At 64.9% G+C, this 24,589-nt stretch carries 20 protein-coding genes and 3 tRNA genes; 15 read left to right on the top strand and 8 right to left on the bottom strand.

Going from position 1 to position 24,589, the window contains the following annotated elements:
* Positions 1-33 precede the first annotated feature (33 nt).
* The 3 genes from LJY18_RS09975 to LJY18_RS09965 all read right to left on the bottom strand — a co-directional run bounded on the left by LJY18_RS09975 (position 34) and on the right by LJY18_RS09965 (position 5,012).
* On the bottom strand, positions 34-1,224 hold the full coding sequence (locus LJY18_RS09975) for an osmoprotectant NAGGN system M42 family peptidase (RefSeq protein ID WP_238041647.1): 1,191 nt from the start codon (positions 1,222-1,224) through the stop codon (positions 34-36).
* A gap of 117 nt (positions 1,225-1,341) precedes the next feature.
* Complete coding sequence (gene ngg / locus LJY18_RS09970) at positions 1,342-3,078, bottom strand: N-acetylglutaminylglutamine synthetase (protein ID WP_238041646.1); 1,737 nt, start codon at positions 3,076-3,078, stop codon at positions 1,342-1,344.
* Positions 3,079-3,242: 164 nt separating this feature from the next.
* The gene (locus LJY18_RS09965; RefSeq protein ID WP_238041645.1) at positions 3,243-5,012 is read right to left on the bottom strand and encodes an N-acetylglutaminylglutamine amidotransferase; all 1,770 of its coding nucleotides are present in this window, start codon (positions 5,010-5,012) and stop codon (positions 3,243-3,245) included.
* A 111-nt stretch (positions 5,013-5,123) separates the two neighbouring features.
* Here LJY18_RS09965 and LJY18_RS09960 point away from each other — a divergent pair, with 111 nt between their 5' ends.
* Complete coding sequence (locus LJY18_RS09960) at positions 5,124-5,597, top strand: MarR family winged helix-turn-helix transcriptional regulator (RefSeq protein ID WP_238041644.1); 474 nt, start codon at positions 5,124-5,126, stop codon at positions 5,595-5,597.
* Positions 5,598-5,773: 176 nt separating this feature from the next.
* On the opposite strand, the gene mnmC is transcribed toward LJY18_RS09960, so the two are convergent.
* The gene (gene mnmC, locus LJY18_RS09955; protein ID WP_238041643.1) at positions 5,774-7,783 is read right to left on the bottom strand and encodes a bifunctional tRNA (5-methylaminomethyl-2-thiouridine)(34)-methyltransferase MnmD/FAD-dependent 5-carboxymethylaminomethyl-2-thiouridine(34) oxidoreductase MnmC; all 2,010 of its coding nucleotides are present in this window, start codon (positions 7,781-7,783) and stop codon (positions 5,774-5,776) included.
* Between the two features lie 185 nt (positions 7,784-7,968).
* Here mnmC and pap point away from each other — a divergent pair, with 185 nt between their 5' ends.
* Entirely contained in the window at positions 7,969-9,456 is a 1,488-nt protein-coding gene (gene pap / locus LJY18_RS09950) for a polyphosphate:AMP phosphotransferase (protein ID WP_238041642.1), read from the top strand.
* Positions 9,457-9,602: 146 nt separating this feature from the next.
* Positions 9,603-10,787, top strand: coding sequence for a thiolase family protein (locus LJY18_RS09945; protein ID WP_238041641.1), 1,185 nt, complete (start codon positions 9,603-9,605; stop codon positions 10,785-10,787).
* Positions 10,788-10,943: 156 nt separating this feature from the next.
* Here LJY18_RS09945 and gspD read toward each other — a convergent pair whose 3' ends face one another.
* The gene (gene gspD, locus LJY18_RS09940; protein ID WP_238041640.1) at positions 10,944-12,875 is read right to left on the bottom strand and encodes a type II secretion system secretin GspD; all 1,932 of its coding nucleotides are present in this window, start codon (positions 12,873-12,875) and stop codon (positions 10,944-10,946) included.
* A gap of 4 nt (positions 12,876-12,879) precedes the next feature.
* Positions 12,880-13,524, bottom strand: a complete 645-nt coding sequence (locus LJY18_RS09935; protein ID WP_442964477.1) for a type II secretion system protein N — start codon at positions 13,522-13,524, stop codon at positions 12,880-12,882.
* A gap of 225 nt (positions 13,525-13,749) precedes the next feature.
* Here LJY18_RS09935 and gspE point away from each other — a divergent pair, with 225 nt between their 5' ends.
* The 12 genes from gspE to LJY18_RS09875 all read left to right on the top strand — a co-directional run bounded on the left by gspE (position 13,750) and on the right by LJY18_RS09875 (position 21,808).
* A complete protein-coding gene (gene gspE, locus LJY18_RS09930; RefSeq protein WP_238041638.1) occupies positions 13,750-15,237 on the top strand; it encodes a type II secretion system ATPase GspE in 1,488 nt (495 codons plus the stop codon).
* Between the two features lie 3 nt (positions 15,238-15,240).
* Positions 15,241-16,458, top strand: a complete 1,218-nt coding sequence (gene xcpS, locus LJY18_RS09925; RefSeq protein ID WP_238041637.1) for a GspF family T2SS innner membrane protein variant XcpS — start codon at positions 15,241-15,243, stop codon at positions 16,456-16,458.
* A 139-nt stretch (positions 16,459-16,597) separates the two neighbouring features.
* A complete protein-coding gene (gene gspG, locus LJY18_RS09920; RefSeq protein WP_442964476.1) occupies positions 16,598-17,032 on the top strand; it encodes a type II secretion system major pseudopilin GspG in 435 nt (144 codons plus the stop codon).
* A gap of 17 nt (positions 17,033-17,049) precedes the next feature.
* The gene (gspH, locus tag LJY18_RS09915) at positions 17,050-17,610 is read left to right on the top strand and encodes a type II secretion system minor pseudopilin GspH (RefSeq protein ID WP_238041635.1); all 561 of its coding nucleotides are present in this window, start codon (positions 17,050-17,052) and stop codon (positions 17,608-17,610) included.
* The gene (gene gspI / locus LJY18_RS09910; protein WP_238041634.1) at positions 17,607-17,999 is read left to right on the top strand and encodes a type II secretion system minor pseudopilin GspI; all 393 of its coding nucleotides are present in this window, start codon (positions 17,607-17,609) and stop codon (positions 17,997-17,999) included. The genes gspH and gspI overlap by 4 nt, the downstream gene beginning before the upstream one ends.
* On the top strand, positions 17,996-18,673 hold the full coding sequence (gspJ, locus tag LJY18_RS09905) for a type II secretion system minor pseudopilin GspJ (protein ID WP_238041633.1): 678 nt from the start codon (positions 17,996-17,998) through the stop codon (positions 18,671-18,673). Before gspI ends, gspJ begins: the two co-directional genes overlap by 4 nt.
* Positions 18,670-19,635, top strand: a complete 966-nt coding sequence (gspK, locus tag LJY18_RS09900) for a type II secretion system minor pseudopilin GspK (RefSeq protein WP_238041632.1) — start codon at positions 18,670-18,672, stop codon at positions 19,633-19,635. The genes gspJ and gspK overlap by 4 nt, the downstream gene beginning before the upstream one ends.
* Positions 19,632-20,768: a type II secretion system protein GspL gene (gspL, locus tag LJY18_RS09895; protein ID WP_238041631.1), complete on the top strand. Its 1,137-nt coding sequence runs from the start codon at positions 19,632-19,634 to the stop codon at positions 20,766-20,768. Before gspK ends, gspL begins: the two co-directional genes overlap by 4 nt.
* Before the next feature lie 2 nt (positions 20,769-20,770).
* Positions 20,771-21,295, top strand: a complete 525-nt coding sequence (locus LJY18_RS09890) for a type II secretion system protein M (protein WP_238041630.1) — start codon at positions 20,771-20,773, stop codon at positions 21,293-21,295.
* Positions 21,296-21,443: 148 nt separating this feature from the next.
* A tRNA-Val gene (locus tag LJY18_RS09885) sits at positions 21,444-21,519 on the top strand.
* Positions 21,520-21,554: 35 nt separating this feature from the next.
* Positions 21,555-21,631 (top strand) — tRNA-Asp (locus LJY18_RS09880).
* Positions 21,632-21,731: 100 nt separating this feature from the next.
* A tRNA-Asp gene (locus LJY18_RS09875) sits at positions 21,732-21,808 on the top strand.
* Positions 21,809-22,583: 775 nt separating this feature from the next.
* On the opposite strand, the gene LJY18_RS09870 is transcribed toward LJY18_RS09875, so the two are convergent.
* A complete protein-coding gene (locus LJY18_RS09870) occupies positions 22,584-23,621 on the bottom strand; it encodes an AraC family transcriptional regulator (protein WP_238041629.1) in 1,038 nt (345 codons plus the stop codon).
* A complete protein-coding gene (locus LJY18_RS09865) occupies positions 23,618-24,562 on the bottom strand; it encodes a hydrolase (protein WP_238041628.1) in 945 nt (314 codons plus the stop codon). Before LJY18_RS09865 ends, LJY18_RS09870 begins: the two co-directional genes overlap by 4 nt.
* Between the last annotated feature and the right edge of the window lie 27 nt (positions 24,563-24,589).

The following is a 24,589-nucleotide window of genomic DNA, read 5'->3' as shown; positions in this document are numbered from 1 at the left end:
TGTCAGCCACTTTGCCCGGATGTGGGTTGGCCTTCAAGCGTCCTTGTCACGCTGGCCGAGCAGGCTGTCGACGGTCGGCACGCGGGTTTCGCTTGCCATCTGGGCATCGTGTTCCAGTTGATGGCTGAAGCGCTCCAATGAGCCCTGGGCCGGTTGCGCGTCGCTGGCGAACACCGGCGGGCTCAGCAGGTAGGCGCTGAGCAGGCGGCTGAGGCTGGCGAGGCTGTCGATATGGGTGCGTTCGTAGCCGTGGGTAGCATCGCAGCCGAAGGCCAGCAGGGCCGTGCGGATGTCATGGCCGGCAGTGACGGCCGATTGCGTGTCACTGTGGTAGTAGCGAAACAGATCGCGGCGCACCGGGATCTCGTTCTCGCTGGCCAGGCGCAGCAAGTGCCGGGACAGGTGATAGTCGTAGGGGCCGCCGGAGTCCTGCATGGCCACGCTGACCGTGTGCTCGCTGGACTGCTGGCCGGGCGCGACCGGGGCGATGTCGATGCCGACGAACTCGCTGACGTCCCAGGGCAGGACGGCGGCGGCGCCGGAGCCGACTTCCTCGGTGATGGTGAACAGCGGATGGCAATCGATTTCCGCTTCCAGGCCGCTTTCCTTGATGGCCTTGAGCGCCGTGAGCAGAGCGGCGACGCCGGCCTTGTCATCCAGGTGGCGGGCGCTGATATGGCCGCTTTCGGTGAACTCCGGCAAGGGGTCGAAGGCCACGAAATCGCCCACCGAGATGCCCAGCGACTCGCAATCGGCGCGGGTGGTGGTGTACGCGTCCAGGCGCAACTCGACGTGATCCCAGCTGATCGGCAGCTGATCCACCTCGGTATTGAAGGCATGCCCCGACGCCATCAGCGGCAATACGCTGCCGCGGATCACCCCGTGATCGGTGAATACGCTGACCCGGCTGCCTTCGGCGAAGCGGCTCGACCAGCAGCCCACGGGTGCCAGGGCCAGGCGGCCGCTGTCCTTCAGCTCGCGGACAATCGCGCCGATGGTGTCGAGGTGAGCCGACACCGCCCGGTCCGGGCTACTTTGCTTGCCTTTCAGGGTGCCGCGAATGGTGCCGCGACGGGTCATCTCGAAGGGTATGCCGATCTCTTCCAGACGTTCGGCGACATAGCGCACGATGGTGTCGGTAAAGCCGGTCGGGCTGGGAATGGCAAGCATTTCCAGGAGGATTTTTTGCAGGTAGTCGAGATCGGGTTCGGGGAGTTGCTGCATTAACGTCTCCTTGCGTGCCGCTAGAATGGGTGCTTTGTTGCGCGGCAGGGTCGTGCGGCAAGCATGTAGCCGGAGTGCGCCAAGGCGTATCCGGGCTACAGGTTCCGCTCTGCCGTGTTAGCCCACCCGGCTCAGTGGGAACAGCAGGTCGATAAAGCGTTCGGCGGTCGGTTGGGGCTCGTGGTTGGCCAGGCCAGCGCGTTCGTTGGCCTCGATGAACACGTGTTCGGCCTGGTCGGCCGCCGGCACCAGCAGGTCGAGGCCGACCACCGGGATATCCAGCGCTCGCGCGGCTTTCACCGCCGCCTCGGCCAGCGCCGGGTGGAGAATTGCGCTGACGTCCTCCAGGCAACCGCCGGTGTGCAGGTTGGCGGTCTTGCGCACGGCCAGGCGCTGGCCCTGGGGCAGGATGCTGGCGTAGTCGACCCCGGCGGCATGCAGGGTGCGCAGGGTTTCCGCATCCTTGGGAATGCGGCTTTCACCAGCAGTGGCCGCCTGGCGGCGACGGCTTTGCGCGTCGATCAAGTCGCCGATGCAGTGACGGCCGTCGCCGATCACTTCGGCCGGGCGGCGAATGGCTGCGGCGACCACCTCGTAGCCGATCACCAGGATGCGCAGGTCATGGCCCTCATGAAAGCTTTCCAGCAGCACGCGGCTGTCGAATACCTCGGCGCGTTCTATGGCGTCCTGCACCTCGGCCGGGCTGTGCAGGTCGACCGCGACGCCCTGGCCCTGTTCGCCGTCCACCGGCTTGACCACCAGGCTGCCATGTTCGGCGAGGAAGGCGGCGTTCTCTTCGGCGCTGCCGGCCAGGCGCTGGGCCGGCAGGCTGAGGCCGGCGCGGCTGAGGGTGCGGTGGGTCAGGCGCTTGTCCTGACACAGGGTCATGCTCACCGCGCTGGTCAGGTCGGTCAGCGATTCGCGGCAGCGGATACGCCGGCCACCGTGGCTCAGGGTGAACAGGCCGGCGTCGGCGTCGTCCACGTGCACCTCGATGCCGCGACGCAGGGCTTCGTCGACGATGATCCGGGCATAGGGGTTGAGGTCGGCCTCAGGGCCGGGGCCGAGGAACAGGGGCTGGTTGATACTGTTCTTGCGCTTGATGCTGAAGGTTTGCAGTTCGCGAAAGCCGAGCTTGGCATACAACCCCTTGGCCTGGTGGTTGTCGTGCAGCACCGAGAGGTCGAGGTAACTCAGGCCGCGGCTCATGAAGTGTTCGATCAGGTGGCGCACCAGTACTTCACCGACCCCGGGGCGGTTGCAGCGCGGATCGACCGCCAGGCACCAGAGGCTGCTGCCGTGCTCCGGATCCCGGTAGGCCTTGAGGTGGTTGAGGCCCATGACGCTGCCGATCACCGCGCCGCTGTCTTCGTCCTCGGCCAGCCAGTACACCGGCCCACCCTGATGGCGTGGGGTGAGTTTTCCTGGGTCGATCGGCAGCATGCCGCGCATCTGGTACAGGCAGTTGATCGCCTGCCAGTCCTCGGCATTCTGCGCGCGGCGGATGCGGTAGCCGCGAAAGCCGCTGTGCGCCGGACGGTAGTCGCTGAACCACAGGCGCAGGGTGTCCGAGGGGTCGAGAAACAACTGTTGCGGCGCTTGCGCCAACACCTGCTGCGGGGCGGCGACGTACAGGGCGATATCGCGCTCGCCCGGTTGCTCGCTCAACAATTCTTGCGCCAGCACTGCCGCGTCAGGGTAGGTATGGCCAATCAACAGACGGCCCCAGCCGCAGTGCAGGGCCAGGGGTTGGCAGGGTTCGGTGCCGTTATCTTCGGCAAAGCGGGCCTGCAGACGCTCGTAGGAGGGCGCCTGGCCGCGCAGAAGACGTTGGTTGAAGGCAGTGGCGCGCATTGGAGAAGTGTCCTTTGCTGTTTGGCCGCGCCCGGATTGGCTGCCGGGGCGCTAAGGGTGTCGCGACATCCGCGGATTGCATCCGGGCTATGGCGACGGTACGCACTCCACAAGGGAGCGGGTGGATGTCGCTGGTTACATCCACCCTGACGGAGATGACGGTGTTACAGGCCTTGCTCGCTCAGCCACAGGTTGAGCGCCGCCATCTGCCACAGCTTTGAGCCGCGCAGCGGTGTGAGCTGGCCATGCGGGTCGGTCAGCAGGCGGTCGAGCATGGCCGGGTTGAACAAGCCGCGATCCTGGCTCGGATCGACCAGCAGGTCGCGCACCCAGCCCAGGGTAGCGCCTTCCAGGTGCTTGAGGCCCGGCACCGGGAAGTAGCCTTTCTGGCGGTCGATCACTTCAGCCGGAATGACTTGGCGCGACGCCTCCTTGAGTACGTGCTTGCCGCCGTTGGGCAGCTTGAAACGACCGGGAATGCGCGCGGAAAGCTCGGCCAGACGATAGTCGAGGAACGGCGTGCGCGCTTCGAGACCCCAGGCCATGGTCATGTTGTCGACCCGCTTGACCGGGTCGTCGACCAGCATCACCGTGCTATCCAGGCGCAGTGCCTTGTCCACTGCGGCATCGGCGCCGGGCTGGGCGAAGTGCTGGCGGACGAAGTCGCCGGCCATGTCGCCCGTCAGCCATGCAGGCTGTACGCAGGCGGCGTACTCGTCGTGATCACGGTCGAAGAACGCCTGGCGGTAGGCGGCGAAGGCATCCTCGGCGCCGTCCACCAGCGGGTACCAGTGGTAGCCGGCGAACAGTTCGTCGGCGCCCTGGCCGCTTTGCACCACCTTGCAGTGCTTGGCCACCTCGCGCGACAGCAGATAGAAGGCGATGCAGTCATGGCTGACCATCGGCTCGCTCATGGCGCGGAAGGCGGCCGGCAGTTGTTCGAGAATCTCGTTCTCGCCGATGCGCAGCTGATGGTGCCGGGTATTGAAGCGCTCGGCGATCAGGTCGGAGTACTGGAACTCGTCGCCACGCTCGCCACCGGTATCCTGGAAGCCGATGGAGAAGGTCGACAGCTGTTCCACCCCGGCCTCGCGCAGCAGGCCGACCAGCAGGCTTGAATCGACGCCGCCGGACAGCAGAACGCCGACTTCCACGGCGGCACGCTGGCGGATCGACACCGCCTCGCGCATGCCATCGAGGACGCGCTCGCTCCAGTCTTCCAGGCTGTAATCGACTTCATCGCTGTGCGCGCCAAACTGCAGGTTCCACCAGGTCTGCTGTTCGCAGTTGCCCTGGGCGTCGATGCGCATCCAGCTGGCCGCGGGGAGTTTCTCCACGCCGGCGAGGATGGTGCGCGGCGCCGGTACCACGGCATGAAAGTTCAGGTAGTGGTTGAGTGCGATGGGGTCGAGGGTCTTGCCGATATCGCCGCCTTGCAGCAGGGCCGGCAGGCTGGAGGCGAAACGCAGGCGTTGGCCGGTGCGCGACAGGTACAGCGGTTTGACCCCCAGGCGGTCACGGGCGATGAACAGTTGCTGGGTGTCACGCTCCCACACGGCGAAGGCGAACATGCCGTTGAGCTTGGGCAGCAGGTCCGCTCCCCAGGCGTGATAGCCCTTGAGCAGTACCTCGGTGTCACCCCCGGAAAAGAAGCGATAGCCAAGGCCTTGCAGCTCGGTACGCAGTTCCGGGTAGTTGTAGATGGCGCCGTTGAACACCATGGACAGGCCGAGGTCGCTGTCGATCATCGGCTGGCCGGAGGCTTCGGCGAGATCCATGATCTTCAGCCGGCGGTGGCCGAGGGCGATTGGACCCTGGCTGTGAAAGCCATGCGCGTCGGGACCGCGCGGGGCTAAGTGGTGGGTGATTCGCTCGACTGCAGCCAGGTCGGCCGGTCGTTGGTCAAAACGTAATTCTCCAGCTATTCCGCACATAATTCCTTACCGGTATTGCCGTTGGGGAGTGGCTCGGACTTGCCGAGCCTTTTACAGGGAAACAAATAAATGCTTTCATGTCAAAGTGATAGGGTGACTTGGATGGCGTGTATGGCTGAAAAAATAGTTCCTACTGAAATAGAACTGTCATCTGTGACAGCGTTCGATCTGCCGATTTTCCAGTCGCTCAGACGCCTGCAGCAGGCCGGTGAGGTGCATGCCAAGCGCCTGGCCCGTTTCGGCGGGCTGAGCCCTATGCAGTTGATGATCCTGCAGGTGCTGGCCGGTGAGGCCCGTCTGACTGCCAGCGACCTGAGCGGACGGGTCAGCCTCACGGCGGCGACCCTGTCGGGCATGCTCGACCGTCTGGAGGAGCGCGGCCTGTTGCAGCGCCAGCGTGACGATCAGGATCGGCGCCGCCAGTGGTTGCTGCTCAGCGATGCCGGCCGTGAACTGGTGCAGCAAGCGCCGACGCTGCTGCCGCCGGAGTTTCGCCGGCGCTTCGCCGCGCTCAAGGAGTGGGAACGACACAGCCTGACCGCCGCGCTGCTGCGCGCGGCGGAACTCTGCGGCGAGATGGAGTGAGGCGCTAGAGGTATTCTTCTGGGCACCAGACCCGCCGCTTTACGCCGCACGAGCCATAGGTGCTCCGCTTGCGGGTAGGGCGCACCGGGCGGTGTTTCGCTCGGAGCCAAGCGACAGCCCGCCATTTTTGCGCCGCAGCGTTTATCCCGGGTGGACTGCCTGCGGCGAGTAGCGCCCTAGGGCGTGGTTGTGCGGTTGCCGGGGTTGCTGTTGCGGATCAGCGTGCGCAGGGCGAAACGGTTGGGATGGCAGGCCTCGGCGACATCCCGGGGCACGGGCAACGGTTCCGCATCGAGCCAGGCGGCAATCAGTTCACCGGACAAGGGCGCGGTGATCAGCCCGCGCGAACCGTGGCCGCTGTTGATATACAAGCCGTCGAGCCAGGGGCAGGGGGCATCCGGCACCTGGCGGGCATCCTTGGCCAGCACCGCATAGGCCTCAATAAACGCCGGGCGATCGGCCAGGGGGCCGACGATAGGCAGGTAGTCCGGGCTGGTGCAACGAAAGGCCGCGCGGCCTTCAAGCTGCGCCGGGTCGAGTTGGGCGCTGCACAGGCGATCGGCCAGGTCGTGCGATATTTCCTCCAGCAATGCCAGGTTGTCCGCATGATCGGCGCTGTTGAGCGTCAGGTTGTCGCTGTTGAAGTCGAAACTTGCGCCCAGGGTATGTTCGCCGAGGCGCGCCGGGGCGATATAGCCCGAGGCGCAGACCACGCTGCGCAGTGCCGAGCTCTGTGCGGTGGCCGGCAGGCGGCTGATCTGCCCGCGAATGCGTTTGAGCGGCAGTTCGGCGCTGTAGGGGAAGCGCTTGATCTCGGCGGCGCCAGCCAGCACCACCACGGCGGCACTGGCCAGCAGCTGTTCGCCGTTCCAGGCCTGCCAGGCTTGGCCGTCGCGACGTAACTCCAGCGCCTCCCGGTGCAGTTGCAGGCGAATGTTCGGTTGCTCGGCGAGCAGCCGGCACAGCGCTGGCGGGTGGACCCAGCCGGCCTGCGGGTAGAACAAGCCGCCGGCCGGCAGCTGGATGCCGGCTTTGGCTTCGGCGCTGGCCTGGTCGAGACTGACCAGCAGATCGCTGGGGAAGGCCGCCGCCAGTTGCGCCTGGCGCTGCGCTTCCTTGCTGTCGAGGGCCAGTTGCAGTACCCCGCAGTTGTCCCAGTCGCGGCCTTTTTGCAGCTGCTCGAGCAGGCGGCGGGTGTGGCCGAAGCCACTGACGATCAAGCGCGACAGCGTCGTGCCGTGGGCCGACAGCTTGAGGTAGAGCACGCCTTGCGGGTTGCCCGAGGCTTCCGCGGCAATAGTGGCGTGGCGTTCCAGCAGGGTCACCTGCCAGCCGCGTGCCGCCAGGCTGGCCGCCGTGGCGCAGCCGGCCAGCCCCGCGCCTATGACCAGTGCCTGGCGTTGGCTGTGGCGCTGCGCCGGGCGGGCGAACCAGGGTTTGCCGGCGCCCACGGCGGTGCCGATGAACTGGCCCTTGAGTACTTCCCACTTGTTGCCCAGGCCCGGCACGCGCTGCATCTTGAAGCCGGCGTCATTCAGGCGGCGACGCACGTAGCCGGTACTGGTGAAGGTGCCGATGCTGGTGCCGGGCCCGCTTAACCGGGCCAGTTCGACGAAGAGTTCCGGGGTCCACATCTGCGGGTTTTTCGCCGGGGCGAAACCGTCGAGAAACCAGGCGTCGATGCGTGCGTCGAGTTGCGGCAGCAGCTCCAGGGCATCGCCGATCAACAGGGTCAGGATCACCCGTCCGCCGGCAAAGATCAGGCGCTGGAAGCCCGGGTGCAGGGCGACGTACTGGCCCAGCAGCTCGTGGGCGAAGGGCGCCAGCTCTGGCCACAAGGCCAGGGCGCGCTGCAGGTCGCCATGGGTAAGCGGGTATTTCTCGACACTGACGAAGTGCAACCGCGCACCAGGACACGCCTGTTGCTCGAACAGCTGCCAGGCGCAGAGGAAATTCAGCCCGGTGCCGAAGCCGGTTTCGCCTATCGCCAGCTGCTCAGCCTCGCCCAGGGCACTGAAACGCGCCGGCAGATCGTTATTGGCGAGAAACACATGGCGGGTTTCGGCCAGGCCGTTCTGGTTGGAGAAATAGACATCGCCGAATAGCCGCGATAATGGCTGCCCCTCGGCGTCCCAGTCGAGCTGCGCGGGTTGGGTGTCGGGTAGGTCGAGCGGCGTGTCGGGCATGGCAAGGGCACCAGATTGAGCAGGCGGGCATTCTAACGCGGTTGCCCGAGCACTTCAGGGGGCGCCGTGGCTTTTGTCGCCGGGCCGACCCGGCGCGCGGCTCGATCTGCCGGGCAAGCGCAGATGGTTCACCTCATCGCTCGCGCGATCCGCTAGGCTCTGCTGATCAGATCAGGGAGCTAGTCATGTTCGAGTCCGCCGAGATTGGCCACGCCGTCGATAAAGCCACCTTCGATGCCGTCGTGCCGGAGTTGCGTGAGTCATTGCTGGAAGCCCAGTACGAGTTGAAAGGTCAGGGGCGGTTTCCGGTGATCATCCTGCTCTGCGGTATCGAGGGGGCCGGCAAGGGTGAGACGGTCAAGCTGCTCAACGAGTGGATGGACCCGCGCCTGATCCAGGTCAGTACCTTTGATCAACAGACTGACGAGGAGCTGGCCCGGCCACCGGCCTGGCGCTATTGGCGACAGTTACCGCCCAAGGGGCACATGGGGGTTTTCTTCGGCAACTGGTACAGCCAGATGCTGCAGGGGCGGGTGCAGGGCCATTTCAAGAATGCCGTACTGGATCAGGCCATCGATGCGGCCTCGGCCCTGGAGCGCATGCTCTGTGACGAGGGCGCGCTGATTTTCAAGTTCTGGTTCCACCTGTCCAAGAAGCAGATGAAGGCGCGCCTCAAGTCGTTGCAGGACGACCCTTTGCACAGCTGGCGCATCAGCCCGCTGGACTGGCAACAGTCGAAAACCTACGACAAGTATGTGCGGGTCGGCGAACGGGTGCTACGCCGCACCAGTCGTGAATTTGCGCCCTGGTATGTGGTCGAAGGCGTGGACGAGAATTACCGCAGCCTGACGGTCGGGCAAATTCTCCTCGATGGCTTGCAAGCTGCGCTCAAAGCCAGTGGCCAGTCGCAGGTTCAGCCCCATGCGCCGCCGCCGACGCCCAGCCTGGATCATCTGAGCTTGCTCGACAGCCTGGATATGAGCCAGGCGCTGGACAAGGATGAGTACAACGAGCTACTGATCACCGAGCAAGCGCGGCTGTCGGGTTTGTTGCGCGACAAACGCATGCGCAAGCATGCCCTGCTGGCGGTGTTCGAGGGTAACGATGCCGCCGGCAAGGGGGGCGCGATTCGCCGTGTGACGGCGGCGCTCGATCCGCGCCTGTACCGCATCGTGCAGGTAGCGGCGCCGACCGACGAGGAGAGCGCGCAGCCCTACCTGTGGCGTTTCTGGCGGCATATCCCGGCGCGTGGCAAGTTCACTATGTTCGATCGCTCCTGGTACGGCCGGGTGCTGGTGGAACGGGTCGAAGGGTTTTGCAGTCCCGCTGACTGGCTGCGTGCCTATGGCGAGATCAACGACTTCGAAGAGCAACTGACTGACGCCGGCATGGTGCTGGTCAAGTTCTGGCTGGCGATCGACCAGGACACCCAGTTGCAGCGCTTCAAGGAACGTGAGCAGACCCCCTTCAAGCGCTTCAAGATCACCGCGGACGACTGGCGCAATCGCGAGAAGTGGCCGCAGTACCGCGATGCCGTGGGCGATATGGTCGACCGGACCAGTACCGAGATTGCGCCCTGGACATTGGTCGAGGCCAATGACAAGCGCTTTGCCAGGGTCAAGGTGCTGCGCACCATCAATGAGGCGCTGGAGGCGGCGTTTGCCAAGGACTGAGGGTCTCCGCCGATGCAGCCTAGCATGGCGAGAATCCGGCCAGGCAACGATGGCCGCGCATACGACTGGTGAATGATCGTCGCAGGCCGGGATTGTTCAGCCTTATTCTCACGGCATATTCAACGTCAACAACAATGAGGTGCATCATGCGTGAAGTGGTGATTGTCGATAGCGTGCGGACTGGCCTGGCCAAATCCTTCCGTGGCAAGTTCAACCAGACCCGTCCGGACGATATGGCGGCTCATTGCGTGAATGCGCTGCTGCAGCGCAGTGGCCTGGACCCGGCGCTGGTCGAAGATTGCATTGTCGGTGCCGGCTCCAACGAAGGCGCCCAAGGCATGAACATCGGTCGCAACGTGGCAGTGCTTTCCGGCCTGGGCACCCAGGTTGCTGGCATGACCCTCAACCGCTTCTGTTCTTCGGGTCTGCAGGCCATCGCCATTGCCGCCAACCAGATCGCCTCGGGTTGCAGCGAGATCATCGTCGCCGGTGGTGTCGAGTCGATCACCATGACCATGAAAAGCATGAACACCGACAATCTGTTCAACCCCATCCTGCAAAAGGATGTACCGGGTATCTATTACCCCATGGGCCAGACTGCCGAGATCGTCGCACGGCGCTACAACGTCAGCCGCGAAGCCCAGGACGCCTATGCCCTGCAGAGCCAGCAGCGCACCGCGCGAGCCCAGGCCGAAGGCCTGTTCAGCGACGAAATCGTGCCGATGAGCGTCAAGTACCTGGTCGAAGACAAGGCCACTGGCGAGAAGCAGCTGCTCGACGCGGTGGTCGATCGCGACGACTGCAACCGTGCCGACACCACCCTGGAAAGCCTGGCCGGACTCAAGCCGGTGTTTGCCGATGACGGCTCTGTAACGGCCGGCAACGCCTCGCAGTTGTCCGATGGCGCCTCCATGACCCTGGTGATGAGCCTGGAGAAAGCCCTGGAGTTGGGCCTCGAACCAAAAGCCTATTTCCGCGGCTTCGTCGTCGCTGGCTGCGAGCCTGACGAAATGGGCATCGGCCCGGTGTACTCGGTGCCGAAGCTGCTCAAGACCAAGGGCTTGAGCGTTGCCGATATCGACCTGTGGGAGCTGAATGAAGCCTTTGCCTCGCAGTGCCTGTATGCCCGTGATTGCCTGGGCATCGACAATGAAAAGTACAACGTCAATGGCGGCTCGATCTCGATTGGCCACCCGTTCGGCATGACCGGCTCGCGCCAGGTCGGTCATCTGGTGCGTGAGCTGCAGCGGCGAAACCTGCGTTACGGCATCGTCACCATGTGTGTGGGTGGCGGCATGGGCGCTACCGGCTTGTTCGAGGCGTATCGCTGAGACGTAGCCATGTAGCAGGGCCTGGCCACAAAAAAACCGCGTCGTTAGACGCGGTTTTTTTATGTTCGTCGCGCAGGGTAACTTCCAACTTCAGGAACAAATACTCGGCTTCCCTGAAGCCATAACTGCTACATAGGCTTTTTCATGGGCGGGGCTTTACTGGCGTACGTCGATGGCCGGCGTAGGGTCGCGATCGAACAGTTTGCCGGGGTCGCGCGGCAGGATGCCGGGGCGGTAATCGCTGCGCACGTCGCCGAGCACCCGGATATCGCTGTACTTCTTGCCCGAGAGTGCGGCCAGGCCCGCGGCGTCGCGGATCACCGTGGGGCGCAGGAACACCATCAGGTTGCGTTTGATGCGGGTGTCCTTGTTGGAGCGGAACAAGCGGCCGAGCAGGGGGATATCACCGAGTAGCGGCACTTTCGAGACGGTCTGGGTCACGTCATCCTGGATCAGCCCGCCGAGCACTATGACCTGACCGTCTTCGGCGAGGATGGTGCTCTTGATCGAGCGCTTGTTGGTGATCAGGTCCACCGCATTGACCCCCTGGGTAGTGGGGGCGATGGAGGAGATTTCCTGTTCGATCTCCAGGCGCAGGCTGGCGCCTTCGTTGATGTGCGGGGTGACTTTAAGGGTCACGCCGATGTCCTGGCGCTCGATGGTGGTGAACGGGTTGTCCGCCCCCGAAGCGCTGGTGGTGAAGGAACCGGTCTGGAAGGGCACATTCTGGCCGACCAGGATCTCCGCTTTCTGGTTGTCCAGGGTCAGCAGGCTGGGGGTCGACAGCAGGTTGCTCTTGGTATTGGCCGACAGCGCGGTGATCAGCATGCCGAAGCTGTTGCTGCCGAGGCCGATGATGGCGCCATCCGGTAGATTGCTCGGGATGGTGTCCTCCTGGATCGCACTCAGCACCGAGCCGACCGAGAGGCCCGTGCCGCTGAAATTCACCCCGCCCAGGCCACCCGTGCCGCCGCGGGCGTCCACCGCCCACTGCACGCCAAGGGCGTCACTGATGTCGCCAGAGACTTCGACGATGGCCGCCTCCACCATCACCTGGGCGCGCGGTACGTCGAGCTGGCGGACGATGTCTTCGAGGGTCGCCACCATATCCGGATCGGCCAGCAGCACCAGGGCGTTGAGGCTTTCGTCGGCGCGGATCAGGATCTTCTGCGGTCTTGCGCTGGACTCGCCGTCGCCCTGGGTTTTCAGCCCTTCGGAGATCTCGCCGAGGGTTTCTGCCAGAGTTTTGGCGTCGTTATGGCGCAGGCGAATCACCCGGGTATTGGCCGAACGACTGGTCGGGCTGTCCAGCGATTGCGCCAGGGCCACCAGCTTGGCGCGCGCTGCTGGCGGGCCAAGGATGATCAGGCGGTTGGTGCGCGAGTCGGCGATCACCTGGATACCGGCAGAACCTTTTGCCTGGCCACGCTCCAGCGTTTTATTGAGCAATTCGGCGGCATCCATGACCCAGGCATGCTGCAGGTCGAGCACGCTGTAATCGCGATCACCTTTCTGGTCGAGCTGGTGCAGCAGCTCCTCGACGCGCGCGATATTGGCACTGCGATCGCTGATGATGATGGCGTTGGCCGAGGTGACTGCGGCCAGATGGCCATATTGCGGCACCAGCGGGCGCAGCAAGGGAATGAGTTCGGTTGCCGAGGTGTGCTGCACTTGAATCAGGCGGGTTTCCAGGCGATCCGGCGCTGCTGGGCCTTGCCCCGCATTGGCCTTGGCCTCGGCGTTAGGCACGATGCGCGCCTGCTCGCCCTGGGTGAGGACGCTGAAGCCATGGGTGGCCATCACCGAGAGAAACAGCTGATAAACCTCGCTGAGGGTCAGGGGCGTGCTCGATACCACGCTGACCTGGCCTTTGACCCGCGGATCGACGATGAAGGTTTCCCCGGTGATCTGCGCGATCTGCTCGATGAATTCGCGGATATCGGCGCCCTTCAGATTGATCGTCCAGCTTTCTTCCTGCTGGGTGGTACTGGGCGTGACCGGATTGATGGCGGCATTCAGGGGCAAGGAACTGATGGCCAAGCCTGCGGCAAGCAGGGCGAAGGTGAGGCGCGAGAAAATCGGGGTCATCGGTTCAGTTGCTTTCCGTGGTCTGGTCGGTGGTTTCGACGTCGCTCGGCAGGCTGCCGGACGCCTCCATCTGCTGGCGCAGGGCGTCCATGCGTTCGTGCAGTTGCGTGAGGTTATCGTTTTGCAGTTCGTCGAATTGACTCAGGGTATCCGCTGCGGATGGCGCTGGCGTCTGGGACAGCTGCTCGGGTTGGCGGCGAGGGAAGGCCAGCATTTCCCGTTGGCCATTGCGCAGCAACTCGACGTGGTCTGCATGAACGGCAGCGAGGCGAACCCCGTGGCTGATTTCGCTGTCGATCGAGTAGCGCTGAGGCTGGTTGTCTGCGTCGCGAATGATTGCGCTCGAGCGCGCAGGGTCGGCATGCACGAAACTGCCCAGCAGGGTCAGGCGCAGGCTGGTGGGCAGTGCGGCAGCTCTGTCGGATGCATTGGCACCGAACAGCTGGGCGAGGCTATGGCCGGCGGCGTTGACTGTCTGTTGTGCCGTTTGCACCGACGGGGGTACTGCCGGTGTGCGCAGCAGGCGCAGCCAGTCGGCCGTCTGCCAGGCCAGGCTGATGCTCATGATCAGGACCAGCAGGGCACCGATCAGGGCGGTGGCGTGCTGTTGTAGCCAGCGTCGAGTTGCCGAAAAAGGCAAGGGCGTCACTCCAGGGATCAAGGGTGTGCGGCAGGGTTCGCGCGCCGATCATAGTCAGTTGACGAGGATTTTTCAGTCACCCGTCAGGGTGGTGTGTCGACGTGCATGATGTGCTAAAGATGGCCCCGTGCTCGAGTCTCGCAGCACATAATAATAATCATTAACCAATATCAGCGTGGGCCAGCATTAGGCCTTGATGCTTACCCCACGTAACAGATTCAAGGCATTTCCAGGATGAGCGTTTTACTCACTGAACAACCCTTGCGCCGTTTGCCTTTCAGTTTCGCCAAGCGTCACGGGGTGGTGCTGCTGGCTGCCGAGCCGACGCCCTGTCTGGCTTACAGGCCCGCGGTCGAGTTGGTGGCGCTGGCCGAGGCGCAGCGTTTCCTTGGCCAGCGACTGCCGCTGCTGGCGCTCGGCGCGCAAGCTTTCGAGCAGGCCCTGGCCAAGGCGTACCAGCACGAAGCCGGGGCCATGCAGCTGGCCGAGGGGCTCGGCGGCAGTCTCGATCTGGCGGCTTTGGCCGAGCAGGTGCCGCAAATCGAAGACCTCTTGGAGCAGGAAGACGATGCCCCGATCATCCGCCTGATCAACGCCATCCTCGGCGAAGCGATCAAGGAAAACGCCTCGGATATCCACCTGGAAACCTTCGAGAAACGCCTGGTGGTGCGTTTTCGCGTGGATGGCATCCTCCGTGAGGTGCTCGAGCCCAAGCGCGAGCTGGCGGGGCTGCTGGTGTCGCGGATCAAGGTCATGGCGCGCCTGGATATCGCCGAGAAGCGCGTGCCCCAGGACGGACGCATCTCCCTCAAGGTCGGCGGCCGCGAGGTGGATATCCGCGTCTCCACGCTGCCCTCGGCCAATGGCGAACGGGTGGTGCTGCGCCTGCTCGACAAGCAGGCTGGACGCCTCAATCTGCAGCATCTGGGCATGAGCGCGCGCGATCGCCGGCTGATGGAGGAGGCGGTGCGCAAGCCCCATGGCATCCTGCTGGTCACCGGTCCCACAGGTTCCGGCAAGACCACCACGCTGTACGCCAGCCTGGTCAGCCTCAACGACCGCACGCGCAATATCCTCACGGTGGAGGACCCGATCGAATATCACCTCGAGGGTATCGGCCAGACTCAGGTCAACCCCAAGGTCGACATGACCTTCGCCCGTGGTCTGCGCGCCATCCTGCGCCAGGACCCGGACGTGGTGATGGTTGGCGAAATCCGCGACAAGGACACCGCCGAGATCGCCGTGCAGGCCTCCCTGACCGGTCATCTGGTGCTCTCCACCCTGCATACCAACAGCGCCATCGGCGCCATCACGCGGCTGGTGGACATGGGCGTCGAACCGTTCCTGTTGTCTTCCTCCCTGCTCGGCGTGCTGGCCCAGCGCCTGGTGCGGGTGCTCTGCCCGCACTGCAAGGCGGCCTACCAGGCCGATGCCGCCGAGTGCGCACTGCTTGGCGTCGCGCCCGCAGCGCCGCCGACCCTGTATCACCCGCGCGGCTGCAGCGAGTGCCATGAGCAGGGCTACCGTGGCCGTACCGGGATTTACGAGTTGGTGATGTTCGACGATCACCTGCGCACCCTGATCCATAACGCCGCCGCCGAGCAGGACATGCTCCGTCACGCGCGAACCCTCGGCCCGAGCATTCGCGAGGACGGTCGGCGCAAGGTGTTGGAAGGGCTGACCAGCCTGGAAGAAGTGCTGCGCGTGACCCAGGAGGAGTAGCGCTTGGCCGCATTCGAATACCTCGCCCTCGATGGCAATGGTCGCCAGCTGAAAGGCGTGCTGGAGGCCGACAGTGCCCGCCAGGTACGGCAGATCCTCCGTGAGCGGCAGCTGGCGCCGCTGGATGTCCAGGCCACGCGCACCCGTGAGCAGGCCCCTGGTGGCGGGCATTTCAGTCTGGCGCGCGGGCTGTCGGCGCGCGACCTGGCCTTGCTCACTCGCCAGCTGGCGACCCTGATCCAGGCCGCGCTGCCGATCGAGGAAGCGCTGCGCGCGGCGGCGGCCCAGGCCCGCGTCCCGCGGATCCAGGGCATGCTGCTGGCGGTGCGTGCGCGGGTGCTGGAGGGCCATGGCCTGGCCAGCAGTCTGAAGGAATTTCCCGCGGCCTTTCCCGAGCTATACCGGGCTACCGTGGCGGCCGGCGAGCATGCCGGGCACCTCGGTCCGGTGCTGGAACAGCTGGCCGATTACACCGAGCAGCGCCAGCAGTCGCGGCAGAAGATCCAGCTGGCGCTGCTCTATCCGCTGATCCTGATGTGCGCCTCGCTGCTGATCGTCGGCTTTTTGCTTGGCTACGTGGTGCCGGACATCGTGCGGGTGTTCGTCGACTCCGGGCAGACCTTGCCGGCGCTGACGCGCGGCTTGATCGTCGCCAGTGAGTGGGTCAAGGGCTGGGGCTGGCTGGCTCTGATTCTCGCCGTGCTGGGTTTTTTCGCCCTGCGCTTCGCCTTGCGCGACGAGGCAGTGAGGCTGCGCTGGCACCGCTTTCTGTTGCGCGTACCTTTGCTAGGCGGCCTGATTCGCGCCACTGACTGCGCCCGTTTCGCCTCGACCCTGGCCATTCTCACCCGCAGTGGCGTGCCCTTGGTGGAGGCGCTGGGCATCGGCGCCGAGGTCATAGTCAATCGGGTGATCCGCGCGCAGGTGGTGGTGGCTGCGCAAAAGGTCCGTGAAGGCGGTAGCTTGACTCGTGCGCTGGAGGCCAGCGGGCAATTTCCGCCGATGATGCTGCACATGATCGCCAGCGGCGAGCGCTCCGGCGAGCTGGACCAGATGCTCGCGCGTACGGCGCGCAATCAGGAAAACGACCTGGGCGCCCAGGTGGCGCTGCTGGTCGGGTTGTTCGAGCCTTTCATGTTGGTGTTTATGGGCGCGGTGGTGCTGGTCATAGTGCTGGCCATCCTGCTGCCGATTCTGTCTCTCAATCAGTTGGTGGGGTAAATAGGTGAATAGCGGATTGTTGAAAAGCGTAGGCGAGGCAGTCGAGACAAGGCAGGAATGCTCGAAGAAGCGCAGTTTACGTGTTGTAAATGAGCATTCTGAGAGCATGACTAACGCAGGATCGGCAACGCAGGTAGCTTTGCGACGGTCCGCTAAGCGTCAAACGGGTTTCACCCTGATCGAAATAATGGTGGTGGTGGTCATCCTCGGCATTCTCGCCGCCCTGGTGGTGCCGCAGATCATGAGCCGGCCGGATCAGGCCAAGGTCACGGTGGCCAGGGGCGACATCAAGGCGGTGGCCGCCGCGCTGGACATGTACAAACTGGACAACTACGCCTACCCAAGCACCCAGCAGGGGCTGGAGGCGTTGGTGGACAAGCCCTCCGGCAACCCGCCGGCGAAGAACTGGAACCGTGACGGCTACCTCAAGCGCCTGCCCGTGGATCCGTGGGGCACTGCCTATCAATACCTGGCACCCGGCACCCAGGGGGCGTTCGACCTCTATTCGCTGGGCGCCGACGGCAAGCAGGGCGGTAGCGAGCTGGATGCCGATATCGGCAACTGGGATCTCTGATGAGGCTCGACTGAACCATGCGTGCCCGGCGCATTGGCGCGTCCAGACCAGGCCAGGGCTTTACCCTGGTCGAGCTGCTGGTGGTTATCGTGATTCTCGGCAGCCTGATCGGTTTGGCCGTGCTCAGTACCGGCATCGCCGGCCCGGCCCGCGAATTGCGTAACGAGGCCGAGCGGTTGGCCGGGTTGATTGGTGTGCTGGCCGAAGAAGCGGTGCTGGACAACCGCGAATACGGCTTGCTGTTGCACGCCGATGGCTATCGGGTGCTGCGTTACGATCCGCTGGCCGCGCGCTGGCAGGCACTGGACGATGAGTCGCATCGTTTGCCCGCCTGGGCCGAGTTGAGCGTCGAGCTGGAGGGCGAGGCGCTGCAATTGCCGCAGCCGGCGGCCGAGTCGCGCGCTGCGGGCGATCCCGTACCGCAATTGCTGCTGCTCTCCAGCGGCGAACTCAGCCCCTTTCGCTTGCGCCTGAACGAACGACGCAAGGACGGTTTGCGTTTGCTGTTGTCCAGCGATGGCTTCCGCTTGCCCACGGTCGAGGTCGAGGATGACGGCCGGGCGGGGCGGCGCGGATGAGGTGCTGCCGTGGTTTCACCCTGCTCGAAGTGCTGGTTGCCCTGGCGATCTTCGCCGTGGTCGCTGCCAGCGTGCTGACGGCCAGCGCGCGCAGCTTGCAAACCGCCTCGCGCCTGGAGGACAAGACCCTGGCGATGTGGATCGCCGATAATCGCTTGAGCGAGCTGCAGTTGGCCGAAACGCTGCCCGGTGATGGCCGCGATCAGGGCGAGCTGACATTCGCCGGGCGGCGCTGGCAATGGCAGAGCGAGATCCAGGCGACCAGTGAACCGAGCATGCGCCGGGTCACCCTGTGGGTGGCGCCGCGCCTGGACAGCGGCAGTCTGGCGGGCGACCCGCGCGAGCGCGCGGTGGTCAGCCTCAGCGGTTTTCTCGAGGATGGCCGATGAGGCGCGCACGCGGTTTCACCCTGCTCGAATTGCTGATTGCCATCGCCCTGTTCGCCCTGCTCGGCTTGGCCACCTATCGCATGCTCGACAGCGTGCTGCAGACCGACTCCAGTACGCGCGAGCACGAACACCAGTTGCGCGAGCTGGTGCGTGCCATCGCGGCCTTCGAGCGCGACCTGCTGCAGGTGAGCGCACGCCCGGTGCGCGATCCCTTTGGTGAGCCGCGTCCGGCCCTGCTCGGCGAGGAGGGCGATGACGCCGGGGTTGAGCTGAGCCGCGCCGGCTGGCGCAATCCGCTCGGCCTGGCGCGCGCCGAGGTGCAGCGGGTGCGCTGGCAGCTGAGCGGCGAGCAGTGGCAGCGGCTGTACTGGAAGGTGCTCGACCAGGCTCAGGACAGCCAACCCCAGGTGCAGCAGGCGCTGGACGGGGTGACAGCCATCCATTTGAGTTATCTGGATGGCGACGGCAACTGGCAAAGCAGCTGGCCGCCTCCTGCGGCCAGTGGAGAAGAACGTTTGAGCACCTTGCCCCAGGCACTCGAGCTGGTGCTCGAACACCGGCGTTATGGCGAGTTGCGGCGCCTATTGCGCTTGACCGATGCGCTGCCCGAGGGCGCGGCGCAGGCGGATCAGTCGGGCGAGGCGCAACAACCGGATGAGGTGCCCGAACCATGAAAGCGCAGCGCGGGGTGGCGCTGATCACCGTGATGCTGGTGGTGGCGGTGGTGACGGTGGTCTGCGCCGGCATAATCGCCCGCCAGCAACTGTCGATTCGCAGCAGCGCCAATCAATTGCATGTGCGTCAGGCCTGGCAATACGCGCTGGGTGGCGAAACCCTGGCCAAGGCGCTGTTGCGGCGTGACCTGCTGCAGGGTGATCCGCGTGCGCCGGTGGATCATCTGGAGGAACCCTGGGCGCAGGCGCTGACGCCGTTCGCCCTGGACGAGGGCGGTGAGTTGCGAGTGCATATCAATGATCCGACGGGGCGTTTCAATCTCAATAGCCTGGTAGACCAGGGGGCGCCCAACGACGCGGCAGTCGCGCAGTTTCGTCGTCTGCTCTCCGGTCTGCAGATCGAGGCGCCCTATGCCGAGCGCTTGCTCGACTGGTTGGACGCCGATCAGGAGTCGAGTGGTGGCTATGGCGCCGAGGATAATCAGTACCTGCTGGCAGAGCCGGCCTACCGCGCGGCCAATCGTGCGCTGGCCGATGTGTCCGAGTTGCGCCTGCTGCTGGAGATGACTGAAGTCGATTACCGGCGCCTGTTGCCCTGGGTCAGTGCCTTGCCCGCGGATGCGACCCTCAACGTCAATACCGCCAGTGCTCGGGTGCTGGCGAGCCTGGTCGAGGGCTTGCCGCTGAGTACGGCCGAGGATCTGGTGGTCCGGCGCGCGGGGCAGGGGTATGCCGATCTGCCGAGTTTTCTCGCGCAATTGCCCAGGTTGCAAGTACAGGGCCAGAGGCTGGCCGTGGGCAGCCAGTATTTTCAGGTGATCAGCGAGGTCAGCGTCGGTGATCGCCGTCAGGTTTTACGCAGCACCCTGCAGCGTGCCAGCGATGGCAGCTTGTATGTGCTGGCCCGTGATCTGGGGCAGAGCGGTGTTGCGCCTGCACCCGTCGAGGAAGTCGAGCAATGAATCAGTTGTATGTATTTCTGCCGCCTGCGGCCTGTGCCGGCGCCCTGGCGGCGTTGCCGGTGCAGCGAGTGTATGAGGGTGACAGCCAGTGCCTGCCGTTTGCCGAAGCGGTGGCTGGGGCGGGCGCTGCCTGGACCCTGGTCTTGCCGGTCGAGGCGGTCACCGCCTGTGCGGTGAACCTGCCGACGCAGAAGGCCCGCTGGTTGCGCCAGGCTCTGCCGTTCGCGGTGGAAGAGTTGCTCGCCGAGGATATCGAGCAGTTGCACCTGGCCCTGGGTGAGCGGCTCGAGGACGGCCGTCATCGGGTGTTTGCCGTGCGCCGCGACTGGTTGGCAAGCTGGCTGGCGCTGTGCACAACGCCGCCACGCACGATTGCCGTGGATGCCGATCTGCTGCCGCGTCAGGGCACCCAGCTGCTGCACCTGGACTCGCGCTGGTTGCTCGGCGGCGAAGGAGTGGCCCGTCTGGCGCTGGCGGGCGAGGATTGGCCGGCGCTGGCCGCCGGCTGCGCGCATCCGCATATCTTCTATCGAAGCGCCAAGCCGACGGGGCTGGAGTCGCTGGATGAGGCTGCCGAGGTGGTCGATGGCCATGCCTGGCTGGCCGCTCAGGTGGTCAGCAGCAATCTGGCCCAGGGCGAATTTGCCGCGCAGCAGAGCCGTGGCCACTGGCAGCGCTGGCGTCCGCTGCTGGGGCTGGTCGGCCTGTGGCTGGTGTTGCAGTGGGGCTTCAATCTGGCCCAGGGCTGGCAGTTGCAGGATCAGGCGCAGACCTACGCCGAGGCCAGCGCGGCGCTCTATAGAGAGCTGTTCCCCGACGACCACAAGTTGGTCAACCTGCGTGCCCAGCTGGATCAGCACCTGGCGGTGGGCGGGGCCAGCGCTCAGGGGCGCTTGCTCGGTCTGCTCACGCAGATGAATCAGGCGCTGAGCGCGGAGGGCACGCAGATCCTGGTTCAACAGGTGGATTTCAGCGAGGTGCGGGGTGATCTGGCCATGCAGATTCAGGCGCCGGGGTTTGCCGAACTCGAGCGACTGCGTGAGCGTCTGCAGGAAGCCGGCTTGGCGGTGCAGCTGGGGTCGGCCAGTCGCGAAGGGGCAGGGGTCAGCGCCCGTCTGGTAATCGGAGGATGAGCATGGGTCGTTTGAACGAGTGGATGAAACCCTCTGCGGCGCAGCTGCAAGGCTCGCTGGTGTTGCAGCGTTGGCGTGCCCTGCAGGCCCGCGAGCGTCTGGCCCTGGGGCTGCTGGCGCTGTTTGTGCTGCTGGCGCTGTTGTATCTGATGCTCTGGCAGCCGGCGCGCCAAGGGGTGAGCGCGGCACGCAGCGCCTTTGAGCAGGAGCGTGCCCTGCATGCCTACCTGCAGGCCCAGGCGCCGTTGGCGCGCAGCCTGATGAGCAAGCCCCAGGTCAGTCTCGATCCGGCACGCTTGCAGGGGCTGGTTACCGCCAGCGCCGCCGAGCAGGGGTTGGTCATCGAGCGACTGGACAGCGACAGCGACGGTTCGCTGCAGGTCAGTGTGCAGTCGGCGCCATTCGACCAGTTACTGCGTTGGTTCAGCCGGCTGGAGCAGCAGGGCGTGCGGATCGTCGAGGCCGGGCTGGACCGGGCTGAGGGCAATCGCGTGGCGGCAAGGTTGACCTTGAGCGTGGCGCAATAGAGCGGTGTTTCTATCCCGCGCCAGGGAATGGCGCGTGGCTGATGGCCTTGGGCAGTGTCGCGATATTTTCTGCATTTTCAGAAAAACTTTAAGCAGAGTATTGACTTAGGTCCGTCTCACCCGTAAATTGCGCGCCTCACAAAGCGAAGGGTGATTAGCTCAGCTGGGAGAGCAGCTGCCTTACAAGCAGCGGGTCGGCGGTTCGATCCCGTCATCACCCACCACTCTTTGTGAATTCGGACGAAAGTCCGACCGACGCGCAGCGGTAGTTCAGTCGGTTAGAATACCGGCCTGTCACGCCGGGGGTCGCGGGTTCGAGTCCCGTCCGCTGCGCCATATTTTCCATGCCAGGTTCGCTTGGCATGAGGCAGAACGGCTAGTACAGCCGTTCTTCCCGATGAAGCAAGAGTTCTTTGGGCGCAAGCCCATCCGACACGCAGCGGTAGTTCAGTCGGTTAGAATACCGGCCTGTCACGCCGGGGGTCGCGGGTTCGAGTCCCGTCCGCTGCGCCATATACGAAGCCCTCAGGTAGCGATACCTGGGGGTTTTTTATGTGCGTCCGCTATGGGCGCACGCTTGCGGGTGAACGTCCCTCCTTCAGCTCGCCACAGCGAACGAAGTAACGCGCAGCTGCCTGAGGGTGGCGAGTGTGGGGCGCGAGCGTGACTCCAAGCCATGAGCCGATCAGGGCGGGCATAAAGCCGCCAGGCTCCTGGGCTAACCCGATCCGACTTGCAGTGAGCACGGCTAGCCGGCTTCGTGCCGGCGCAAGCTGGACGAATGGATACGACACCCCCTTAGATCGATCCAGTCCAAGCAGTGGAAGCGCGGCCCTGGTCTCTGTCGAGACTGGCGCTCACCGGGCGCGAGGTCGCCGGTTATGCAGGCGGTGGCCACGAGCTCACGGCGTGGGTGGCGCAACGGTCGTCTGGACCTGAATCGCGAGTTGCATATGGCGGGGTCCGGCAGCTTGGGGCTGGTACGTCCCCGATGCATGACCGTGACCTCGCGAACCGCCCGGTGCGTACGCGTATGCCGGATGGTATCGCGGGGGCGCGGTCCGTGAGGGTCGTGCCCTATGCTGGTTGCACGGGGCAAACTGTCATCTTGTGTTCATCTTTCCCCTTTAGCTTGATTGGCCTGTGTACTTATCGGCCAAAGCATCAAGCAGGAGGAACCACCAATGGATGACTATCAAGAAGAGCTGCTCGAATCCCGGGCCTTTGACCAGGATGACGCCGAGCCGGTTGAAGACGCCACCGAGATTTGAATCTCGGTCACTGGCCGTTAGCCGGCCTGGCGTTGGGCGCGCCTGAATTCGCCCGGGGTCTGCTGGTTCCAGCGTTTGAAGGCGCGCTGGAAGGCCTCGGCCGAGGCGAAACCGAGCAGGTAGGCGATTTCGCCGAAGGCCAGTTCGGTGTCGCGAATATAGGCCATGGCCAGATCGCGGCGGGTTTCGTTGAGGATGGTGCGAAATTGCGTGCCTTCCTCGGCCAGCTTGCGCCGCAGGGTCCAGGTTGGCAGCTGCAGGCGCGCGGCGACCTCCTGCAGGTCGGGCTCGCGTCCGTGCAGCAGCGGTCCGAGCATGCGGGTGATGCGTTCGCGCAGGCTGCGGGTGCGGGTCAGGTGCTCGAGTTCTCGTTCGCAGATGGCCAGCAGCTGGTGCCAGGTGCTCGGGCAGTGTTCGGGGTTGCGCAGATTGAGCGTGGCCTGCTGCAGGCGCAGTTGGTTGTGCTCGCCGGCAAACTCCACCGGGCAGTCGAACAGTTCGCTGTACTGCGCGCTGTAACTGGGCGCGGGAAACTCGATCTGGACTTTTTCCACGACCAGACGCTGCTTGGCCAGATTACCCAGTTGCTGAGCCCAGCCGGCCAGCACCGAGTCGATGACGAAGCGGTTGTAGGCGTTGTATGGGCTGATCGAATAGAAGCGCAGCCAGGCTCCTCGGGCGTCTTCGTGGAGGCTGGACTGGCCGCGGTAATTGGACGCATACAGTGGCTCGAAACGGATCAGCGCCCGCGCTGCTTCACGCACGGTTGGCGCCTGGGCTGCGGTGACGCCGGCCAAGCCCACCTGGCTGAGGCGGCTCAGTCGGCCCATCAGCAAGCCGAGGCCGGGTTCGCCGGTCAGTTGAATGGCCGCATGACCCAGGCGCATGTAGCGCGGAATTGACAGGCGCGCCCCGGGCTCGGCCAGTCTGGCCGGATCGAGGCCATAATCGTCGAACAGTGGCTGAGGGTCCTGTCCCAGTTGGCGCACGGCATCGTCCAGGCTGTGGACGAAGCCGACCGAGAGGTCGCCGAGGCGAACCCGTTGCGCTTTCACTCGCGGGCAATCCAGATATTCAGCAGATGACTGCCTGGCGCCGTACTGGCTTGCTCGACCTCGCGGGGGGTCAGCGGGATGTCCCGCGAGGCCCCGCCAATCGGCCAGTCCAGCTTGCCGCGCAGGAACAGCGGTGGGCTGCTGCGATTGCCATCAACCAGGTGCACGGTGCTCTGCGGATAGCCGGGGCGCCAGTCGCGCTCGACCCGGTAGTGCACTGCGCCGACGCTGAGCAGTTGTGCCGCCGTGGCGCCGGCTCGCCAGGGCCAGGGCTCGAGGTGGGGGCTGCCCTGGATCGTGCCTTGCGGGGAAAACACCAGGCTGAGGTTGTGCAACGGGCCTGCGCCGCTGCGCAGGCGACCGTCCTCCACCCGCGGCTCGGGCAGCAGGATGGAGCCGGCCAGCAGGGTAACGCGGTACTCGCGGGCGAGTCCGGCGAACAGCTGCTGGTAGTCTTCGGCCATCTGCTCGGCTTTCATTCGCAGCAGGGCTTCGTCCAGGCGCTCGGCATCCAGGTTCAGCAGCAGCGCCTTGATGGCCAGCAGCGGGTTGCCGAGCAGTAGCCAGTCGCGCACTTCCTGGCGGCTGCGGGCCTGATAGAACTCGACTTTCTCGCCGCGAGCCAGCAACCAGGTGCCGATATGTTCCGGCAGGGCCACCAGGGTGTCGGGGCCGAGCAGGCCGGCCTCGCGAGCCTTATCCAAGGCGGCGGCGAGTTTCAGGCGCAGGTGGGCCGGGCTCTGGTAATCCATCGGGTAGAGTTGCGGGCGGATCAACAGCAGATTGCCGCGCGCCTGCGCCGGTGCCGGCTCGCTGCTGATCGCGCTGCGCAGATCGGATAGGTAGTGGGCGTCTGGACGCCGTTCGGCCCAGATCAGGAATGCCAACAGGCAACCCGCGACGATCAGGGTGACGAGCAATATCGAAAGTTTACGGATCATGGCTACAGGGTAGGGCGATGAGTGGGG

Source organism: Pseudomonas sp. MMS21 TM103, from assembly GCF_022132145.1.
GTDB lineage: Bacteria > Pseudomonadota > Gammaproteobacteria > Pseudomonadales > Pseudomonadaceae > Aquipseudomonas.
This window is presented reverse-complemented; position numbering and strand designations above follow the sequence as displayed.

Excerpts from the sequence above, each read along its gene's own strand:
- LJY18_RS09975 (WP_238041647.1), bottom strand. The coding sequence starts at position 1,224 with ATGCAGCAACTCCCCGAACCCGATCTCGACTACCTGCAAAAAATCCTC.
- ngg (WP_238041646.1), bottom strand. The coding sequence starts at position 3,078 with ATGCGCGCCACTGCCTTCAACCAACGTCTTCTGCGCGGCCAGGCGCCC.
- LJY18_RS09965 (WP_238041645.1), bottom strand. The coding sequence starts at position 5,012 with ATGTGCGGAATAGCTGGAGAATTACGTTTTGACCAACGACCGGCCGAC.
- LJY18_RS09960 (WP_238041644.1), top strand. The coding sequence starts at position 5,124 with ATGGCTGAAAAAATAGTTCCTACTGAAATAGAACTGTCATCTGTGACA.
- mnmC (WP_238041643.1), bottom strand. The coding sequence starts at position 7,783 with ATGCCCGACACGCCGCTCGACCTACCCGACACCCAACCCGCGCAGCTC.
- pap (WP_238041642.1), top strand. The coding sequence starts at position 7,969 with ATGTTCGAGTCCGCCGAGATTGGCCACGCCGTCGATAAAGCCACCTTC.
- LJY18_RS09945 (WP_238041641.1), top strand. The coding sequence starts at position 9,603 with ATGCGTGAAGTGGTGATTGTCGATAGCGTGCGGACTGGCCTGGCCAAA.
- gspD (WP_238041640.1), bottom strand. The coding sequence starts at position 12,875 with ATGACCCCGATTTTCTCGCGCCTCACCTTCGCCCTGCTTGCCGCAGGC.
- gspE (WP_238041638.1), top strand. The coding sequence starts at position 13,750 with ATGAGCGTTTTACTCACTGAACAACCCTTGCGCCGTTTGCCTTTCAGT.
- gspH (WP_238041635.1), top strand. The coding sequence starts at position 17,050 with ATGCGTGCCCGGCGCATTGGCGCGTCCAGACCAGGCCAGGGCTTTACC.
- gspI (WP_238041634.1), top strand. The coding sequence starts at position 17,607 with ATGAGGTGCTGCCGTGGTTTCACCCTGCTCGAAGTGCTGGTTGCCCTG.
- gspJ (WP_238041633.1), top strand. The coding sequence starts at position 17,996 with ATGAGGCGCGCACGCGGTTTCACCCTGCTCGAATTGCTGATTGCCATC.
- gspK (WP_238041632.1), top strand. The coding sequence starts at position 18,670 with ATGAAAGCGCAGCGCGGGGTGGCGCTGATCACCGTGATGCTGGTGGTG.
- gspL (WP_238041631.1), top strand. The coding sequence starts at position 19,632 with ATGAATCAGTTGTATGTATTTCTGCCGCCTGCGGCCTGTGCCGGCGCC.
- LJY18_RS09890 (WP_238041630.1), top strand. The coding sequence starts at position 20,771 with ATGGGTCGTTTGAACGAGTGGATGAAACCCTCTGCGGCGCAGCTGCAA.
- LJY18_RS09865 (WP_238041628.1), bottom strand. The coding sequence starts at position 24,562 with ATGATCCGTAAACTTTCGATATTGCTCGTCACCCTGATCGTCGCGGGT.